This window comes from Nonomuraea sp. SBT364, assembly GCF_001083785.1.
Lineage (GTDB): Bacteria > Actinomycetota > Actinomycetes > Streptosporangiales > Streptosporangiaceae > Nonomuraea.
In genome coordinates this window covers 123,968-142,662 of record NZ_LAVL01000003.1, presented here as the reverse complement: position 1 = coordinate 142,662, position 18,695 = coordinate 123,968, and the positions used below count along the sequence as shown (strand labels likewise).

The 18,695-nt window shown below is 71.1% G+C and carries 18 protein-coding genes; 3 read left to right on the top strand and 15 right to left on the bottom strand.

Features of this window, described 5'->3' with window-relative positions:
- Positions 1–10: 10 nt before the first annotated feature.
- The 14 genes from ADY59_RS03015 to mfd all read right to left on the bottom strand — a co-directional run bounded on the left by ADY59_RS03015 (position 11) and on the right by mfd (position 14,563).
- A complete protein-coding gene (locus tag ADY59_RS03015) occupies positions 11–535 on the bottom strand; it encodes a peptide deformylase (RefSeq protein WP_049557219.1) in 525 nt (174 codons plus the stop codon).
- Entirely contained in the window at positions 532–1,044 is a 513-nt protein-coding gene (locus tag ADY59_RS03010; RefSeq protein WP_049557336.1) for a glycine cleavage system protein R, read from the bottom strand. The genes ADY59_RS03015 and ADY59_RS03010 overlap by 4 nt, the downstream gene beginning before the upstream one ends.
- 80 nt (positions 1,045–1,124) lie before the next feature.
- Positions 1,125–2,441, bottom strand: a complete 1,317-nt coding sequence (locus tag ADY59_RS03005; protein WP_049557217.1) for an NAD(P)/FAD-dependent oxidoreductase — start codon at positions 2,439–2,441, stop codon at positions 1,125–1,127.
- Between the two features lie 91 nt (positions 2,442–2,532).
- Positions 2,533–3,327, bottom strand: coding sequence for a uracil-DNA glycosylase (locus tag ADY59_RS03000; RefSeq protein ID WP_049557215.1), 795 nt, complete (start codon positions 3,325–3,327; stop codon positions 2,533–2,535).
- Between the two features lie 18 nt (positions 3,328–3,345).
- Positions 3,346–4,269, bottom strand: a complete 924-nt coding sequence (locus tag ADY59_RS02995; protein WP_049557214.1) for a hypothetical protein — start codon at positions 4,267–4,269, stop codon at positions 3,346–3,348.
- A complete protein-coding gene (locus ADY59_RS02990; protein ID WP_049557213.1) occupies positions 4,262–4,591 on the bottom strand; it encodes a PadR family transcriptional regulator in 330 nt (109 codons plus the stop codon). Before ADY59_RS02990 ends, ADY59_RS02995 begins: the two co-directional genes overlap by 8 nt.
- Before the next feature lie 80 nt (positions 4,592–4,671).
- Positions 4,672–6,075 carry a hypothetical protein gene (locus tag ADY59_RS02985; protein ID WP_156325257.1) on the bottom strand — a complete coding sequence of 468 codons (1,404 nt, stop codon included), beginning with the start codon at positions 6,073–6,075 and terminating at the stop codon, positions 4,672–4,674.
- A 174-nt stretch (positions 6,076–6,249) separates the two neighbouring features.
- On the bottom strand, positions 6,250–7,194 hold the full coding sequence (locus tag ADY59_RS02980) for a Ppx/GppA phosphatase family protein (protein WP_049557209.1): 945 nt from the start codon (positions 7,192–7,194) through the stop codon (positions 6,250–6,252).
- On the bottom strand, positions 7,185–7,673 hold the full coding sequence (locus tag ADY59_RS02975) for a DUF501 domain-containing protein (protein ID WP_156325256.1): 489 nt from the start codon (positions 7,671–7,673) through the stop codon (positions 7,185–7,187). The genes ADY59_RS02980 and ADY59_RS02975 overlap by 10 nt, the downstream gene beginning before the upstream one ends.
- Positions 7,660–8,109: an FtsB family cell division protein gene (locus ADY59_RS02970; protein WP_082309802.1), complete on the bottom strand. Its 450-nt coding sequence runs from the start codon at positions 8,107–8,109 to the stop codon at positions 7,660–7,662. The genes ADY59_RS02975 and ADY59_RS02970 overlap by 14 nt, the downstream gene beginning before the upstream one ends.
- Before the next feature lie 67 nt (positions 8,110–8,176).
- On the bottom strand, positions 8,177–9,454 hold the full coding sequence (gene eno / locus ADY59_RS02965; protein WP_049557205.1) for a phosphopyruvate hydratase: 1,278 nt from the start codon (positions 9,452–9,454) through the stop codon (positions 8,177–8,179).
- Between the two features lie 41 nt (positions 9,455–9,495).
- Positions 9,496–10,434, bottom strand: a complete 939-nt coding sequence (locus ADY59_RS02960; RefSeq protein ID WP_049557203.1) for a MazG family protein — start codon at positions 10,432–10,434, stop codon at positions 9,496–9,498.
- Positions 10,435–10,436: 2 nt separating this feature from the next.
- Positions 10,437–11,027 (bottom strand): SurA N-terminal domain-containing protein, encoded by a 591-nt coding sequence (locus ADY59_RS02955; protein ID WP_049557201.1) that lies wholly within the window; start codon positions 11,025–11,027, stop codon positions 10,437–10,439.
- Positions 11,028–11,074: 47 nt separating this feature from the next.
- Positions 11,075–14,563 carry a transcription-repair coupling factor gene (gene mfd / locus ADY59_RS02950; protein WP_049557199.1) on the bottom strand — a complete coding sequence of 1,163 codons (3,489 nt, stop codon included), beginning with the start codon at positions 14,561–14,563 and terminating at the stop codon, positions 11,075–11,077.
- Positions 14,564–14,735: 172 nt separating this feature from the next.
- Here mfd and ADY59_RS02945 point away from each other — a divergent pair, with 172 nt between their 5' ends.
- The 3 genes from ADY59_RS02945 to ADY59_RS02935 all read left to right on the top strand — a co-directional run bounded on the left by ADY59_RS02945 (position 14,736) and on the right by ADY59_RS02935 (position 17,611).
- Positions 14,736–15,452, top strand: a complete 717-nt coding sequence (locus ADY59_RS02945; protein WP_049557197.1) for a class I SAM-dependent methyltransferase — start codon at positions 14,736–14,738, stop codon at positions 15,450–15,452.
- Positions 15,453–15,518: 66 nt separating this feature from the next.
- Complete coding sequence (gene cysC / locus ADY59_RS02940) at positions 15,519–16,733, top strand: adenylyl-sulfate kinase (protein ID WP_049557196.1); 1,215 nt, start codon at positions 15,519–15,521, stop codon at positions 16,731–16,733.
- The gene (locus ADY59_RS02935) at positions 16,730–17,611 is read left to right on the top strand and encodes a sulfite exporter TauE/SafE family protein (RefSeq protein WP_049557331.1); all 882 of its coding nucleotides are present in this window, start codon (positions 16,730–16,732) and stop codon (positions 17,609–17,611) included. Before cysC ends, ADY59_RS02935 begins: the two co-directional genes overlap by 4 nt.
- Here ADY59_RS02935 and ADY59_RS02930 read toward each other — a convergent pair.
- Complete coding sequence (locus ADY59_RS02930) at positions 17,556–18,587, bottom strand: glycoside hydrolase family 26 protein (protein ID WP_231618508.1); 1,032 nt, start codon at positions 18,585–18,587, stop codon at positions 17,556–17,558. The two genes, ADY59_RS02935 and ADY59_RS02930, sit on opposite strands and share 56 nt — an antisense overlap.
- Between the last annotated feature and the right edge of the window lie 108 nt (positions 18,588–18,695).

Genomic DNA, 18,695 nt, shown 5'->3' with positions numbered 1-18,695 from the left:
CAACTTCGCATCAGGCGTCACAAGTGTGAAGTCTGCGGTGAAGTGATAGGGCTCCAGACACTCTGTCCAGGAAGAGTACGCCGTCCAGATGGTCCAGTTGGTGCTGAATACACCTAGCTTCGAATGCATCCGCTTCGATGGTGACGGGCTTCCCGGTTCCTGGCAAACGCCCATGTACGGTGATACGCGACGCTCGCCGTACATCTCCTAAAAGACCCGCTATGGAGGCGCAGCCCTCGCGCCCGCGGTCCCAGCGGGACGCCCCCGTGAGGCGAGGATTGACCATGACGAGCTCTCCGGCCGAGGAACGGCTCCGGGGATGGCGGCCGGCGTCGAAGGCGATCAGCCGCCAGCTCAGCCCGATCTGCGGGGCGGCCAGGCCGGTCCTGGCGGGCTCGTCGCGCAGGGTGGCGAGGAGGTCGGCCGCGGCGGCCACGACCTCCGGGGCGGTGGGGTCGACCTGCTCGGCGGGCGACGACAGGACGGGGTGCGGGGCGCCGAGGAGCGCGCGGGCGGTCCCCGGCCGGACGTTCACAACAGGTCCGGTTCGACGGGGCGGAAGGTGATCTCCGAGTCGAGGCCCGCGCCGGCGTTCGCCAGCCTGCGCATGAGGGCGGCCACGTCGACCTTCTCCGGCAGCTCGACGTCGGCGATGAGCACGTACAGGCGGCCCGAGAGCCGGGTGCTCATGCCGGTGATGTTGCCGCCGTCGTCGGCCAGCACGGCGCTGATCGCCGAGATGATGCCCGGCCGATCGGGGCCGTGCACGGTGAGCACGTAGCCGATGCCCTTGGACTGCCCGCGGAAGTAGCGCCTGGCCTCGACGGCGGAGGCGGTCACCACCGTGTCGGGCACGCAGAGCTTCTCCAGCAGCTCGTCGGAGCTCAGGTCGCCGGAGACGAGCAGCATCATCGCGATGTGGCCGCCGAGCAGCGTCATCGTCGAGTCGTGGATGTTGGCCCCGCAGTCGGCGAGCGAACCGGTGACCGCGGCGATCACGCCGGGCCTGTCGACGCCGAGCACGGTCACCGCTGATAGCCCCACCGGCGGCACCCCTTTCGTGTTTCTGTCCGTGGGTGCCGAAAACGCCCCGGCGGGACCGCCGGGGCGCTGCCGTGCCTGGGCTAGCGTCGCATGGTGGCGACGGCGGCCCTGAACCCGTCGCGCGGGTGCTCCATCTCACCCAGCGAGATCGTCTCGCGCTTGAAGAACAGGGCCAGGGTCCAGTCGACGACGACACGGACCTTGCGGTTCAGCGTAGGCACCCGCGACAGATGGTAGGTGCGGTGCATGAACCACGCAGGGAATCCGCGAAGCTTGACGCCGTAGACGTTGGCGACGCCTTGGTGCAGGCCGAGGCCGGCGACCGATCCGACATACTTGTGGCGGTAATCGACGAGTTCGTGCCCGCGAAGGTGACGGACGATGTTGTCGCCGAGCACCTTGGCCTGGCGGACGGCGTGCTGGGCGTTGGGCGCGCAGTACTGGCCGGGGTTGGTCACGTCGGGCACGCCCGCCGCGTCACCGGCGGCGAACGCGTCGCGGGTGCCCGCGAGCGTGAGCTTGGTCGTGGTCTTCAGCCGGCCGCGCTCGTCGAGCGGCAGGTCGCTGTCGGCGACGACCGGGCTGGGCTTGACGCCCGCCGTCCACACCAGCGTCTCGGCCTCGAACTCCGAGCCGTCGCTGAGCACCACGTGGCCGCCGATGCATGATTCGAGCCGGGTGTCGAGCTTGACCTCGATGCCGCGCTCGCGCAGCTGCTCCAGCGTCCACTTGCCCATCTCCGGGCCCACCTCGGGCAGCACCCGGTTCGTCGCCTCGACGAGCACCCAGCGGATGTCCGAGGGCTTGATGTTGCGGTAGTAGCGCGTGGAGTGCTTGGCCATGTCCTCCAGCTCGGCCAGCGCCTCTACGCCGGCGAAGCCCGCGCCGACCACCACGAACGTCAGCGCCCTGCGGCGCACCTCCGGGTCCTCGGTCGACTCGGCCACGTCGAGCAGGTGCAGCACCCGGTTGCGCAGCGCGATGGCCTCGCCCACGGTCTTGAAGCCGATGCCGATGTCGGTGAGCCCGGGGATCGGCAGCGTGCGCGAGATCGAGCCGGCGGCCATGACGATGACGTCGTAGGCGACCTCGCGCGGCGCGCCCTCGGCGGGCTGGAAGGTGACCGTGCGGGCCGAGTGGTCGACCTTGGTCACCCGGCCGTTGAGGATGCCCACCTTGGGCAGCACCCGCCGCAGCGGGGCGACCATGTGCCGGGGCGACAGGTTGCCCGCCGCCGCCTCCGGCAGGAACGGCTGGTAGGTCATGTAGGACTGGGGATCGATGATCGTGATCCGCACCTCGCCGGCGCGGAGCTCCCGCGAGAGCTTGCGCTGCAGACGCAGTGCCGTGTAGAGACCGACGTAGCCGCCGCCGACGATCAAGATGTGCTTGTTCATGGCCCCATCCCTTGATGGATAGCTTGTGAAAGCATTCACAAGCTTACGTCACGCTTATCCCCGAAGGCCAATGGGGAGACGGTGCGACGCGTCACACCGCCAGCTCGACCGCCCTGGCGAAGATGTCGTCGAGCATCTCGGCGGTCACCCGGCCGGTGAACGTGTTCTGCTGGCTGGGGTGGTAGCAGCCCAGCAACGTCACGGGCGCGCTCCCGTACGAGACCTCGACCTCCACGCCGTGCCCGAACGGCGGCCGGCTGCGCGGCAGCGCGTAGCCCGCCTCCCGCAGCGCCGGCCACATGGCCTGCCAGGCGAAGCCGCCGAGCGCCACGACCACCCGGACGGAACCGGCCACGAGCGCGATCTCCCGCGACATCCAGGGGAAACAGGTGGCCTTCTCCTCGGGCAGCGGCTTGTTCGCGGGCGGCGCGCACCGCACCGACGCCAGCATCCGCGTGCCGACCAGCCTCTGCCCGTCACCGGCGTACGTGCTCGTCTCCTGCACGGCCAGGCCGGTGCGGTGCAGGGAGGCGAACAGCCAGTCGCCGCTGCGGTCGCCGGTGAAGATCCGGCCGGTCCTGTTGCCGCCGTGGGCGGCCGGGGCCAGGCCGACGAGCAGGATGCGGGGGTGCTCGTCCCCCCACCCGGCGACGGGCCGCCCCCAGTAGGTCTCGTCCGCGAACGCCCGCCGCTTGACCTCGGCCACCTCCTCACGCCAGGCCACCAGGCGCGGGCAGGCCCGGCACACCGACTGCCGGGCGGTGAGGGCGGCCAGGTCGCGGCTGGAACCGGCCAGCTCACGCACGCCGGCCGGATCGGCGGCGACCGGCGTGGCGGCGGTCGCGGGGTCGTCGGGCCAGCCGGTGCCGGGAGGTACGAAGCTCATGACACCGATGGTGCCCGATCAGCCGGGCTCGGACGTCGCGCAGGCCGAGGGCGCGGGCACGACGTCGGCCTGCTCGCCCTCCTGCTCGCGCAGGCGCCGCTCCTCGGCCTGCTCGACGGTCACCAGGGGCAGCGGGTAGCGGTTGCGGAGCACCTCGCCGCACGACGGGTCGAGCTCGAAGCCGTGCTCCTCCGGCGACAGCACGAGCGGCCTGCCGTCCTGGTCGTAGAGGTCCACGCCGGTCAGCGGCTTGCCGTCCTTGTACGGCTTGATGTTGCTGACGTCGCCGACGAACGGCGACCCCGAGCCGACCAGCACCACGTCGGGCTGCCGCGACTGCTGCACCGGGGCGAACGCCTGCTGCACGACCGGCCCGGAGGCCCCGGCGACCATCCCCGCCACCAGCGCCACGGCGGCCACCACGTTGACGGCGACGGCGACGGCGAGCGAGACGACCGGCCATCCCCCGCGCCGCCCGCCGAACCACACCGACGCCGCGACGGCCGCGACGACCACCAGCAACTCGACCGCGTCGCCCGGGACGAGCCGGGTCCCGGCCGACGCCGGGCGCGGGCCGGTCGCCAGCGCCAGGCCCGCCATGGCCAGCGCGTAGCCCCGCAGCACCCACCAGCCCGGCCGCAACTCTCCCAGGAAGCCCGTGACGCGCCCGTAGAGCCTGTGCCGCCGCACCCGGGCGCGCAACCCGGCGACGATCTCACGCGGCCCCCTGCGCCCCTTCCCGGCCTCGGGACGGCCCCCGTAGGCGGCCCGCAGCTCCTCGGCGTACGCGGCGGGCGGGCCCAGCCGGTCCTCCAGCGGCGCGTCCGACTCGGCCGCGATCTCCGCCAGATGGTCGTCCAGGTCCTCCAGCAGCTCCTCACGCTCGGGATGGCGCGCCAGCGCCTCCCGTACGGCCCGCGCGTAAGCGTCGTGATCAGTCATGCGGCCCCTCCTTCAACAGGGAGTCCATGGTGGCGGCGAACGAGGTCCAGGTCGCGGCCGACGAGGCGAGCAGGCGGCGGCCGGTGTCGTTGAGCCCGTAGTACTTGCGGTGCGGCCCCTCGTCGGAGGCGACCACGTACGAGGTCAGGGCGCCGGCCTTGAACAGGCGGCGCAGCGTGCCGTAGACGGACGCGTCGCCCACCTCGGCGAGCCCGGCCTCCCTGAGCCTGCGGACGACGTCGTAGCCATAGCCGTCGCGGTCGTCGAGCACCGCCAGGACGGCCAGGTCGAGCACGCCCTTGAGCAACTGGCTGCTATCCACGCCATGCACACTACTGTGTATAGCGCAGTAGTGGCAAAAGAAAAACCGGGTGGCGCCAGGCGCCACCCGGTTCAGCGAACTCAGACCTGGATGCAAGGCGCCTTGAAGGAGGCCGAAACCACCTTCAGGAGCTTGCCGCTCGGGTCGAAGATCTTCAGCTCGGCCACGCCGTCCTTCGTCAGGCTGTTGAAGCCCTGCTGGAAGGAGACCGTGGTGGAGCCGTCACCGATGTTGGCGGAGCCGAGGTGCGTGCCCTCGTACGTCCACACGGCCTGACCCTTGAAACCGTTCTTGCCGGGCACCGTGGCCGAACCGGACAGGTTGCCGGCCGGGCAGGTGGTCTCGCTCGCGGTCACCGAAGCGCCGGAGACCTCGTAGGAGGGCTCGGGCTTGGGCTCCTCACACGCCGAGTAGGACTGCGTGATGGAGTCGCCGTTGTTCGGGCCGTGGACCGACAGCGTGATCTTGCCGCCGTTCTTGGCGGCGCCGTACAGCGCCCGCTGGGAGAGCGAGACGTTCTTGGAGCCGCTGCCGAAGTAGCGCGAACCCTGCTCCACCGTCCGGCCGTTGACGGACCAGGCCCACCGGACGTCGGCGCCACGGGTGAGGTTGACGTTCGCGTGCGCGCTCACCTTGCAGCCGTCGTGGTTGGTCGCGGTCACCAGGTCGGAGACGGAGACCTTCACGGCCGGAGCCGGCGGGGTGTAGTCCTTGCACCAGACCTTGTAGTAGGCCCGGTTGGACGACTCGCGGTCCGGGCTCAGGATCTGCAGGACCGCCGAGCCGCGCTGGCTGTGACGGGCCGTGATGCCCGCGTAGACCTTGCGGGAGTCCCAGACCTTGACCTTGCCGTAGTCCACGACGTCACCGTTGACGACCCAGCGGTAGCGCACCCAGGCCGGGCGGTTCACACTGATCCGGCCGGTGAAGTGGATCCGCTTGCCGGTGTCGCACGAGCCCACGTAGTGGGACGGGCTCGCCCAGGCGCGGGCCGAGACCCGTACGTCGTCGCGGGTGCCCTCGAGCTTCATGCAGTTGACCGAGAAGTAGCTCTTCTTCGAGGTCACCTTGCGGGGGCCGAGGACCTGCAGGGCCTGCCAGCCCTTGACGTCGCCCTTGAAGGTGACCTTCTCGGTGACCTTCACGGACTTCTTGCCCTTGACCTTGACGGTCTTGACCGTGCTCTTCGAGCCGTCGCCGTGCAGCCAGCGGTAGGCGAGCGTGGTCTTGGCCTTGCTCGAGACCTTGACCGTGGCGGAGAACGTCACCGACACCGGGCAGGCGCCGACGTAGTCGCGCTCCGACACCTTGGGCGTGGAGACGGAGACCTTGGCCTTCGTCTTGGTGGCCGCCGCACCTGCGGTCGCCGAGGAGGCCGTGGCAGCCTGAGCGGGACTGGAGACCAGCCCCGCTACCAGGCCGGCCAGCACGAACGTGGAGGCGCCGAACGCCGCCACCTTCCGCGCTAACACAGAGGACTTCATGAATGAGGCTCCATTCCGTGAGGGAAGAGATGCGCTCGGGAACGGTTGCCACGCCGACAACCATCTGTGTCGCGCAATATGGCAAAGCCCCCGTAATGCACGATCACTAAAGCACAGAACTGATTGCACCCTCAACACGAACGCAAGCGAGTTATGTCCCGATTTAGCCACTTTTTAGGCCATGGACCACGCAATTCCATCGAGAATGTCGTGCTCACTCACCACTACCTGCGAAAACGCGAACCGCCGCACAAGGCGGTCAAGGATCAACGCCCCCGCCCCGATCACGTCGACCCGTCCCGGATGCATCACCGCGAGCGCGGCACGCTCACCATGCGTCATCGCCAGCAGCCGCCGCGTCACCTCGTGCACCTGCGCGGCGGAGATCCGCGAATGATGGATCCGCGCCGAGTCGTACTCCGGAAGGCCGAGCGCGATGCCGGCCACCGTCGTCACGGAACCGGCCAGCCCGACCAGCGTGTGCGCCTGCCGGATCGGGATCTCGGCCTCGACCCGGTCGAGCGCCGCCTCGATGTCGGCCACCACCGCCTCCAGCGCCGGCGCGGACGGCGGGTCGCCCGCGTCGCGCAGGTGGCGCTCGGTCAGCCGCACGCACCCGATGTCGACGGAGATCGCCGCCTCCGCGTGCCGGGAGCCGACCACGAACTCGGTCGAGCCGCCGCCGATGTCGACGACCAGGTAGGGCGGCAGCGGGCCCTGCGGCACCTCGGTCTCCGGCGACAGCCGCAGCAGGCCCCGGGTGGCGCCGCTGAACGACAGCTCGGCCTCCTCCGCGCCCGTCACCACCTCGGGCGCGACGCCGAAGATCTCCCGGACGCCGTCGGTGAACCGGTCGCGGTTGTCGGCGTCGCGGGTGGCGCTGGTCGCCACGACCCTGGTGGCGGTGGCCCCGTGCCGGTCGATCAGCTCGCGGTAACGCAGCATGGCGCCGAACGTGCGCTCCAGCGCGTCGGACGACAGCCGCCCGGTCCGGTCCACCCCCTCGCCCAGCCGGACGATCTCCATCCGCCGCTCGACGTCGGTCAGCGTGTCGTCGCCGACGTCGGCGACGAGCAGCCGCACGGAATTGGTGCCGCAGTCGACGGCGGCTACGCGCATGGTCCGTCACTCCACCAGTCGGGGAGCGCGTCCAGCGCCTCCCTGCCGAACGGGTTGCTCCCGGGCACCGCCAGCTCGTGCGCCACGAGCGCGTGCAGGCACTTGACCCGCAGCGGCATGCCGCCGGCGCTCTGCATGTCACGCGGGAGCGGCTCCAGGCCCTCCTCCTCGGCGGCCTTGTCACGCCGGGCGACGTAGTCGTCGTGCGCCGCCTGATAGGCGGCGGCCAGCTCCGGGTCGCCCGCCAGCCGGTCCTGCATCTCCCGCATCAGGCCGGAACCCTCCAGCGTGCCGATCGCGGAGGCGGCCCTGGGGCAGGTCAGGTAGTAGAGCGTGGGGAACGGCGAACCGTCGGGCAGCCGCGGCGCGGTCTCGACCACGTCGGGGTTGCCGCACGGGCAGCGGTGCGCCACCTCGCGCAGCCCTCGGGGAGGCCGCCCGAGCTGCCGCTCGACCGCCTCGACGTCACTGCTTTCCAACGCTGTCCTTCTCCCCCGTGCCGGTGACACCGGCTGATTCGTGCACACCCGCCCTGCGGCCGGTGCCGTTGTCGGCGGCCTGCACCGACTCCCACAACGTCTGATACCACGGCGGCGGCGCCGCCTGCTGCTTCACCGCCGTCCGGCCCTTGCCCGGATCGGCGTCCATCACCACGTAGCACTTCTCGCCCGGCCCGCAGTAGTGCAGCCGCTCCTTGGCCGTGCGCTTGATCCAGTTGGGGTCGCGCACCTGCTGCGCCTCGGCGACCAGCCGCTGGCGCTCGGCCTCCACCCTCGACTTCTCCTCGCGGAGCTCGGCGATGTTGCGCCGCTGGGCGATGTACTCGCGCACGGGGTAGGCCAGGCTCATCGCGATCGCGCACACCACGATCGCCAGGATGGCGGCCCGCCCGGTCAGCTGCGGTCTCTTCGCCAACGCACTACCCCCTCAGACGGCGACGGGACCCGCGGCAGGACTCGCCCACCGCGGGCCGTACCCGAAACTAGCGCTGGAATCGCGGGAAAGCGCCCCGACCCGCGTAACGGGCGGCGTCGTCGAGGATTTCCTCGATGCGCAGCAGCTGGTTGTACTTGGCCACCCGGTCGGAGCGGGCCGGCGCGCCGGTCTTGATCTGACCGCAGTTGACCGCCACGGCCAGGTCGGCGATCGTCGTGTCCTCGGTCTCGCCCGAGCGATGGCTCATCATGCACTTGTAGCCGTTGCGGTGGGCCAGGTCGACGGCGTCGAGGGTCTCCGACAGCGTGCCGATCTGGTTGACCTTGACCAGCAGCGCGTTGGCGGTGCCGGCCTTGATGCCGCGCTCCAGCCGCTCCGGGTTGGTGACGAACAGGTCGTCGCCGACGAGCTGCACCCGGGCGCCGAGCGCCTCGGTGATCGCGTGCCAGCCCTCCCAGTCTTCCTCGTCGAGCGGGTCCTCGATGGAGACGAGCGGGTAGTTGTCGACCAGGTCCTGGTAGAAGGCGATGAGCTCCTGGGCGGACAGGCCCTTGCCGTCGATGGTGTAGACGCCGTCCTTGTGGAACTCGGAGGCGGCCACGTCGAGCGCCAGCGCGATGTCCTCGCCCGGCCGGTAGCCGGCCTTCTCGATGGCGACGAGGATCAGGTCGAGGGCGTCGCGGTTGGACGGCAGGTTGGGCGCGAAGCCGCCCTCGTCGCCCAGGCCCGTGGCGTAGCCCTTCTCCTTCAGCACGGCCTTGAGCGCGTGGTAGACCTCGGTGCCCATGCGGACGGCCTCGCGGAACGTCGCGGCGCCGATCGGCGCGATCATGAACTCCTGGATGTCCACGTTGGTGTCGGCGTGCGCGCCGCCGTTGAGGATGTTCATCATCGGCACGGGCAGCACGTGCGCGTTGGGGCCGCCCACGTAGCGGAACAGCGGCAGCTCGGCGCTGTCGGCGGCGGCCTTGGCCACGGCCAGCGAGACGCCCAGGATGGCGTTGGCGCCCAGCTTGGCCTTGTTGGGCGTGCGGTCCAGGTCGATCATGATCTGGTCGACGATGCGCTGGTCCTCGGCCTCGACGCCGTGGATCTCGTCGAAGATCTCGTCGGTGACGGCGAGCACGGCCTGCTGCACGCCCTTGCCGCCGTAGCGCTCGTCGCCGTCGCGCAGCTCCACGGCCTCGAACTGGCCGGTGGACGCGCCGCTGGGCACCGCCGCGCGGCCGGTGCTGCCGTCGTCGAGGATCACCTCGACCTCGACCGTCGGGTTGCCCCGGGAGTCGAGGATCTCGCGAGCGTATACGACCTCGATGGTAGCCACGGGATGCGCTCCTAAATCGAAAGGCAATATGGGCTCAGAGCCTATCGGCCCTCTCGCGACTCCCAGGCGCGCACCCTGCCGCGGTAGGCGCGTGCCGCCGCTCGCAGCTCGGCCTCGGCGTCGAGGCCGGCCTCCTGGGCGCGGCGCACCAGGTCCCACAGCTCGCGGGCGATCCCCTGGCCGACGGCGGCCGCCAGGCTCTCGGGCACCCCGCCGCGCTCGGCCCGCCGGACGAGCTGTGCCACGAGCGACAGCGCGGGCTGGCCCATGGGCACGCCGTCGAGCAGCGACTCGCTGCCCTTGGACGCCCGCTCGGCCGCCTTGATGGCCTCCCAGTTGTCGTTGACCTGGTCGGCCGTCTCCGCCCGGACCGAGCCGAACACGTGCGGGTGCCGCCGCACCAGCTTGTCCACGATGCCGGCGGCCACGTCGTCCATGTCGAACCCGTCGGCCACCCGCGCGTGGAACACCACCTGGAGCAGCAGGTCGCCGAGCTCCTCGCGGAGGGCCGGGTAGTCGGCCTCCTCGATGGTCTCCAGCACCTCGTACGCCTCTTCGAGCAGGTAGGGCACCAGCGACTCGTGGGTCTGCTTGCGGTCCCAGGGGCACTCGACGCGCAGCCGGTCCATCACCGCGACCAGGTCGAGCACGCGGGCGCCCGGCAGGTCGTAGGAGCCGGGCACGACCTCGATCAGCGGCGGGTCGGGCAGCGCGACGGCGGCGTGGCCGAGCGCGCGCATGAAGTCCTCGTCATCGCCGGAGGCGAGCCACACGACGCTCTCCGCCACCGCCCGCCGGGCCAGCGAGGCGGCGTCCGGCGTCACCACGGCGACCTCGATCCCCGCCTCGGCCAGGTAGGGAAGCTGGGGATGGCCGTCGGCTCCGGTCAGCACCGGGCCGGAACGCAGCGCCTGCCACGCCTGGTGGCTCAGCAGCCCCGGCGCGACCCGGGGCGAGCTGGTGACGACGACGAGCGGCATGCCTAACCCTGCTGTTGCTGTTGCTGTTGCTGCTGGGGCGGCTGCACCGGCTTGCCGAAGCGGCCCGGGTCGACGAAGCCCGCGTCCTGCTGGAAGCTGCCGTAGCGAGGGCTGAACTGCGTCTTGATCGCGTTGTACTCCTCGCTCCACTTGGCCGCCGCCTGCTGGCTCTCGGTGCCGCCGAGCTTCTCGATCAGCTTGGCCGCGCCCAGCTCGGCCCGCAGGTAGGGGCGCGCGTTCGCCGGGGAGACGCCCTTGGACAGCAGGTTCATCTCGGGCGACTGCTGCTGGCCCGGCTGCCGGAGCGCCGCCTCGATCTCGGTCTCGGTGACCGTGATGCCATGCTTGTCGGCGAGCTGCTGGTAGCGGGCCTGGTTGGTCATCCGGAACAGGACGAACTGGGTGACCGGCACGCCGAGCTGCTCGGGCGTGATGTTGGCCTTCTTCAGCGCGGCCTCGAACTCCCGGACGTTCTGGTTGAGATCCTTGGCCGAGATCCGCTGGTTGCCGACGACGGCCGCCGCGCCGGCCTCGACGGGCGTTGAGCAGGCGGTCAGCGCGAGGAGGCTGGCTCCCGCCGCGGCAGCGGCCAAAACCGCTCGTATCGACTTCACGTGCATCCCTTCGACAAAAATCGCCGCTAGCTTACCCGCGCCGGCTCGAGGAACATCGCCTCCACCAGGTCGCCACACCATTTGAGCAGGTCCAGGTCCCGCAGCGGCTGCCCGCCCAGCGGCTTCGTCTTGGGGACCGGCACCAGCAGCGTCTCGGCCGCCTGCTTGTAGATGGCCTTCTTGTAGAGCCGGTCGAGCCGGACCTGCTGCGACTCCTTCAGCACGGCGGGACCGAACTTGATGTTCTGCCCCTGGAGCGTGACGTCGGTCAGCCCGGCCTGCCGCGCCCTGAGCCGGAACCGGGCGACCTCCAGCAGGTTGTCCACCTCGACGGGCGGCTTGCCGTAGCGGTCCGTCAGCTCCTCGCGCACCTCGTCGATGTGGATCGGCGCGGAGATGGCCGCGATCCGCTTGTAGGCCTCCAGCCGCAGCCGCTCGGAGGTCACGTAGTCGTGCGGGATGTGCGCGTTGATCGGCAGCTCGACCTTGACGTCGTGCTGCTCCTCCTGCACCTCGACGCCCGACAGCTTGGCCTTCTGCTCCTGCACGGCCTCGGCCATCAGCCTGACGTACAGGTCGAAGCCGACGCCCGCGATGAAGCCGGACTGCTCGGCGCCGAGCACATTGCCGGCGCCGCGGATCTCCAGGTCCTTCATCGCCACGTACATGCCCGCGCCCATCTCGGTGTGCTGCGAGATCGTGGCCAGCCGCTCGTGGGCGGTCTCGGTCAGCGGCTTCTCCGGCGGGTAGAGGAAGTACGCGTAACCGCGCTCCCTGCCCCGGCCCACCCGGCCCCGGATCTGGTGGAGCTGCGACAGGCCGTAGTTGTCGGCCCGGTCCACGATGAGCGTGTTGGCGTTGGGCACGTCGAGCCCGGACTCCACGATCGTGGTGGACACCAGCAGGTCGTACTCGCGCTCCCAGAACCCGACCATGATCTTCTCAAGCTGGTGCTCGTTCATCTGGCCGTGCGCGACCGCGATCCGCGCCTCGGGCACCAGCTCGCGCAGCCGGGCCGCGACCCGGTTGATCGAGGCGACCCGGTTGTGCACGAAGAAGATCTGCCCGTCGCGCATCAGCTCGCGCCGGATGGCCGCCGCGATCTGCTTCTCGTCGTACGGGCCGACGAAGGTGAGGATGGGATGCCGCTCCTCCGGCGGGGTGAGGATGGTGGACATCTCACGGATGCCGGTCAGGCCCATCTCCAGCGTGCGCGGGATCGGCGTGGCCGACATCGCCAGCACGTCGACCTGGGTGCGCAGGTGCTTCATGGCCTCCTTGTGCTCGACGCCGAACCGCTGCTCCTCGTCGATGATGATCAGGCCCAGGTCCTTGAACCTGACCTCGGGGCTGAGCAGCCGGTGGGTGCCGATCACCACGTCGACGGCGCCGGTGCGCAGGCCGTCGAGGGTGGCCTGGACCTCACCGTCGGTCTGGAAGCGGGAGACCGGCTTGACCGTGACGGGGAAGCTGGAGAAGCGCTCGGTGAACGTCGACATGTGCTGCTGCACCAGCAGCGTGGTCGGCACCAGCACGGCCACCTGCTTGCCGTCCTGCACCGCCTTGAACGCCGCCCGGACCGCGATCTCGGTCTTGCCGTAGCCCACGTCGCCGCAGATCAGCCGGTCCATCGGAACGCCGCGCTCCATGTCGCGCTTGACCTCGTCGATGGCTTCGAGCTGGTCGCCGGTCTCGGCGTAGGGGAAGGCGTCCTCCATCTCGCGCTGCCAGGGCGTGTCGGCGCCGAAGGGGTGGCCGGGCGAGGCCATGCGGGCCGAGTAGAGGCGGATGAGCTCGCCGGCGATCTCCTTGACCGCCTTCTTCGCGCGCGACTTGGCCTTGGCCCAGTCGGCGCCGCCCATCCGGTTGAGCGTGGGCGCCTCGCCGCCCACGTAGCGGGTGACCTCGTCGAGCTGGTCGGTCGGCACGTAGAGGCGGTCGCCCTTGGCGTACTCGATGACCAGGTATTCGCGCGTGGCGCCCTGGACGGTGCGCTGGACCATCTCCATGTAGCGGCCGACGCCGTGCTGCTCGTGCACCACGTGGTCGCCGATCTTGAGCTGCAGCGGGTCGACCATGTTGCGGCGGCGCGACGGCAGGCGGCGCATGTCCTTGGTGGACGCCTTCTGGCCCACCAGGTCGAGGTGGGTGAGGACGGCCAGGCCGGGGGTGACGAAGCCGTGCTCGATGAGCCCCGTCGAGACGTGCACGACCTTGGGCTCCGGCGCCTTGTCCAGATATTTCGTCAGACGGGCGGGGACGTCGACGCCCTTCAGCACCTCGACCATGCGCTCGGCCGGGCCGTGCCCCTCGCTGAGCAGCACGACGGCCTTGTCCTCGGCCAGCCAGCCCTTGACGTCCTCCAGCGCCCTGCGGGTGTCGCCCCGGTACGCCTCGGAGTCGTGCGCGGCCAGCTCGACCCCGGTGCCGAACGGCGCCATCGTCCACCACGGCTGCCCCAGGGCCCCGGCGTGGTCGCGGATCTCCTCCAGCGAGCGGAACGCGGCGGCGCCCAGGTCGATCGGCGCCTCGCCCCCGGCCGCCGCGTTGATCCAGGACGCCTCCAGGAACTCCTGGGAGGTGCGCACCAGCTCCTCGGCCCGGCTCCTGATCCGCTCGGGGTCGCAGACGAACACCGCCGCCCGCGCCGGCAGATGGTCGATCAGCAGGTCCATGTCCCCGGCCAGCGCGGGGGCGAACGCCTCCATGCCCTCGACCGGCGTGCCCTCGGCGAGCTGGTCGAGCACCTCGGCCAGCGCCGGGTGGCGCTCGGCCAGCTCCCGCGCCCTGGCCCGCACCTCGCCGGTCAGCAGCAGCTCACGGCAGGGCGGCGCGAACAGCCCCTCCTCCGCCGCCTCCAGCGAGCGCTGGTCGGCCACCTTGAACCAGCGGATCTCCTCGACCGTGTCGCCCCAGAACTCCAGCCGCAGCGGGTGCTCCTCGGTCGGCGGGAACACGTCGAGCAGCCCGCCGCGCACCGCGACCTCGCCGCGCTTCTCCACCATGTCGACCCGGTGGTAGCCGTTGCCGACCAGGTTGGCCACGACCTCGTCCAGATCGGCGTCGTCACCCGCGCGCAGCCGGATGGGCTCCAGATCGCCCAGGCCCTTCACGATCGGCTGCAGCAACGCCCGGATCGGCGCGACGATCACACTGAGCGGCCCGGCGGCGGTGTCACCCTTGACCGGGTGCGCCAGCCTGCGCAGCACGGCCAGCCGCTGGCCCACGGTGTCGGAGCGGGGCGAGAGCCGCTCGTGCGGCAGCGTCTCCCAGGCCGGGAACACGGCCACCGAAGTCGGCTCGATCAAACTGGTCAGCGCCGCCGCCAGGTCCTCGGCCTCCCGGCCCGTCGCGGTGACGGCCAGCACGGCGCGCTGGTCGTGCCCGGCCAGCGCGGCCACGCCGAACGGCCGCAGCGCGGCGGGCGCGACCAGGCCCACGCCGCCGCCCCGTTCGAGGGCGGCGGCCAGGTTCGGATCGGCGGAGACAAGGTCAAGCAGTCCGGAAAGACTCATCAGTTCGCCCCATGATGGCAACACGACTACCCCCGGCCGAACGGCAGCGGGGGTGTGGTCATTCCAGACTACTGGCCGGTGCTCGCCAACCGTCCGCCGCCGGTGGTACGGAAACGCTCGCGAGAGACCGATGTCCCTTACTCCACGCCAGTTATTGATTACTGTGGGTCACATGTCTGACGTGCGGTCGGTCGCCCAAGGGGGCGATCTCTTTGTTCAGCGGATCCGCGAGCAGTGGACCGGTCAGCTCGGCCGGCGCCTCGACGTGCTGGTCGCAGGGTGCGCCCACGACGAGCCACTGGGGCTGGGGCGCATCGACGTCCGTGTCACCGGGGTCGACGAGGACCTGCCCGCGATACGCGGGGTGGTCGAGGAGCGGGCCGACCTCGTCGCCTGGGCGCTCGGCGACCTGCGTTCGGCGGCGCTGCCGCCCCGCTCCTTCGACGTGATCCAGCTCTCGTTCCTGCTGGAGCGCATCGAGCACGCGGAGCTGGTCTTCGACCGGCTGCTGCAGTCGCTGCGCCCCGGCGGCCTGGTGCTGCTGCGGATGCGCGACAGGAAGTCGGCCTACGCGCTGCTGGAGCGGCTCACCCCGGCCTGGCTGCGGCGGCTGCTGTGGCGGCGGCTCGTCGTCCCGGGGACCCCGGGGCCGCTGCCCGTCGTGCACGGGCCGCTCGCCTCCGCCGACGGGATGCACGCGTTCTGCCTGACCCGGGGCCTGCTGATCACCGACGAGGAGACCGCCACCAGCGGGCCCGCGATGGGCCGGGTGGGCGGGGCGCTCGTCGGCCTGACCGCCCGGCTGACCCGGGGGCGATACCCTGCCACCCACGACGAGATCACCATGGTCATCAGGAAGCCCGAGTATCACTTCGCCCGCCTCATCTAGCGGTCCCGCCGAGAGCAGTGGTATGTTTTCCTACCAATGTAATCGGAATAGTTGGGATGACGGATCGTGGAGTGGACCCCCGACGCGCGCGAGCTGGCCGACCTGGAGCTGCTGCTGTCCGGGGCGTTCCAGCCGCTGACCGGGTTCCTCGGCCATGACGACCTGCACACGGTGCACGAGCGCGGCACGCTTGCCGACGGCACCCCGTGGCCCGCGCCCGTCACCATCACCCTGCCCGGCGAGGCGGCCCCGGGTGACGAGGTCACGCTGCTCGACCCGGAAGGCGTGCCGCTGGCCGTGCTGAGCGTGACCGAGCGGGGTCACGACGGGCTGGCCGCCGGCCCGGTGAAGGGCCTCGGCGCGGCCGAGCACGGCCCGTTCGCGCGGCTGCGCCGTACTCCCGACGAGGTCCGCGTGGAGCTGGGCGGGCGCGACGCACTGGCCGTCACCATGCGCGGGCCGCTCGACGACCTCGGCGAGATCGTCGCCACCGCCAAGGAGCTCGACGCCGTCATCCTCCTGCTCCCCCTCGCGTACGGCGAGGCCGGGCCCGGCGTGGTCAGGGCCGCGCTGCGGGCCAGGGACCAGTTGCCCGAGGGCACGCTGGTGGTGCCGGTGCCGCTGGCGCCGCGCGAGGAGCCCGAGATCGACCTGGAGCTGCGTGAGCACGTGGCCTTCGCCTACGGCGCGAGCGAGCACCTGGCCGGGCCCGAGCCGGTGCGCATCCCGGGGCCGCCGCACAGGCGGGGGCTGGTGGTGTTCTTCACCGGGCTGTCCGGATCGGGCAAGTCCACGATCGCCCGCGGCCTGCGCGACGCGCTGCTGGAGCTGGGCACCCGCACGGTGACCTACCTCGACGGCGACGTGGTGCGTCACCTGCTGTCGAAGGGGCTGACGTTCTCCAAGGCCGATCGCGACCTCAACATCCGGCGGATCGGGTTCGTGGCCGCCGAGGCGGCGCGCCACGGCGGGCTGGCCGTCTGCGCGCCCATCGCCCCTTACGCGGCGACCCGGGCGGAAGTGCGGGAGATGGCCGAGTCGGTCGGCGCCGACTTCCTGCTCGTGCACGTCGCCACGCCGCTGGAGGAGTGCGAGCGCCGCGACCGCAAGGGCCTGTACGCCAAGGCGCGCGCCGGGCTCATCCCCGAGTTCACCGGCGTCTCCGATCCCTACGAGGAGCCGGACGACGCCGATCTGACGATCGACACCACGCACCTCTCGATCGAGGCGGCCGTCGGGCGGGTGCTCGACACGCTGCGCGGCGGCGGGTGGGTGCGGTGATCGACCTCCCGCTCATCGCCGGTTCCTTCCTGGTGGCGATCGTCGTCGGGCTCACCGGCATGGGCGGCGGCGCGCTGATGACGCCGATGATGATGCTGTTCTTCAACGTCCCGCCGCTGGCCGCGGTCTCCAGCGACCTGGTGGCCTCGGCGGTGATGAAGCCGGTCGGCAGCGTCGTCCACCTGCGCCGGGGCACGGTCAACCTGAAGCTGGTCGGCTGGCTGTGCGCGGGCTCGGTGCCGACCGCGTTCTGCGGGGTCTTCCTGGCGCGGGCGTTCGCGGTCGGCGACGGGGTCAAGTACGCACTTGGCGTCGCCCTGCTGCTGGCCGTCGCCGGGCTGGCCGCCAAGGCGCTGCTGGGCGACCGGGGCGGCACGGCGGAGGCCCGCGAGATCGTCGTGCGCCCAATACCGACCCTACTGGTCGGTATGGTAGGCGGGCTGGTCGTCGGGGTGTCGTCCGTGGGCTCCGGGTCGCTCATCATCGTGGCGCTGATCGCGCTCTATCCGGCGCTCAAGGCCAACCAGCTCGTCGGCACGGACCTCGTACAGGCGGTGCCGCTGGTCGTGTCGGCGGCGCTCGGCCACCTGCTGTTCGGCGACTTCCAGGCGGATCTCACGCTCTCGCTGCTCATCGGCTCGATCCCGGGCGTCTACCTGGGCGCGCGGATCTCCTCCCGGGCGCCGGGCGGGCTCATCAGGGCGATGCTCGCGATCGTGCTGCTCGCCTCGGCGCTGAAACTGCTCGACGTCCCCAACGCGGTCACCGTGGTGGCGCTCGTGGCGGCCACGGTGGTCACGGTGGCGGGCTGGCGGTGGCGGGTCAGGGCCGCGGCACGCGCGTCGCGCGGAAGTGCGGATCTCTCGCGAGTTCGCTGAACGCCCGGTCGGCCGTCGCCTCGGTGTCGAAGCTGGTGTTGCCCCGGGGGGCGTGCGGCGAGTCGAAGTAGACCAGCGCCTTGATCTGCGGGTAGCGGCGGATCTGCCGGCGCACCGACTCGAAGAACGCCCGCTTGAACGCCGGGTCGGCGGCCCGCTCGAACACCCCCCACTCCGCCACCATGACCGGCTTGCCGGGAAAGCGCCACTGCATCCACCGGTAGAAGCCGGGCCACTCGTCGAAGTCGTCGCGCATCTTGTTGACCAGCGTGCCGAAGTCGTTCACCCGGCCGTCGGCGTAGGGGTCCATGGCCACCCAGTCGACCACGTCGTCACCCGGGTAGAGCTCCTCGAACCACGACTTGGACGCCCAGTTGGGCGCGCCCATGTAGGTCATCACGGTGACCGCGTTCTTCACCCCGCGCTCCCGCAGCCGGAGCACGACGTGCCGGAACATCTCGGCGTAGTCGGCGGCCCGCATGCCGGAGCCGGTGGCGGCGTGCACGTCGTTCTCGGGCTCGTGGTGGATCGTCAGGAAGAACCGCTCGGGAAAGGTCCGCCGCAGGTAGCCGGCCAGCCGGTCGATCCGGGAGTCGATGGCCCCGTCGGCGATCTCGGCCCAGGTGTGGCCGAAGGACGGCTTCCAGTTGACGAGCAGCAGCCGGGGCCTGGCCGGGTCGCGGGCGAGCCGGATCTCCTCGTCGGTCGGGAACAGCTCCCTGCCCCGGTGGTAGACGTGCAGGATGTCGGCCTTGGCGCCCATGCGCTCCTCGGCGCTCTCCAGCGCCCGGGTCACGCCCGCGCCGGTGAAGATCTCCGGCGCGATCCCCCACCAGGCGCCGCAGGACGGGATGAGCCGGCTGGTGACGGCGCACTCGGGCGGGGTCGCCACGACCGGCGGCAGGCTCGACCTGGCCGACACCGGCGCCCCGTCGACCCCCGAACAGGCGGACAGCACGACGACCAAGACCGGCACCAGAGCCCGCGCAATGATATGTGGCGAATTATGCGGCAAAACGACCCGCCCCCCTCATTCAAGCCCCCGCGCTGTCAACCCTGAACCATGCCACGCCCTTGCCGGGAC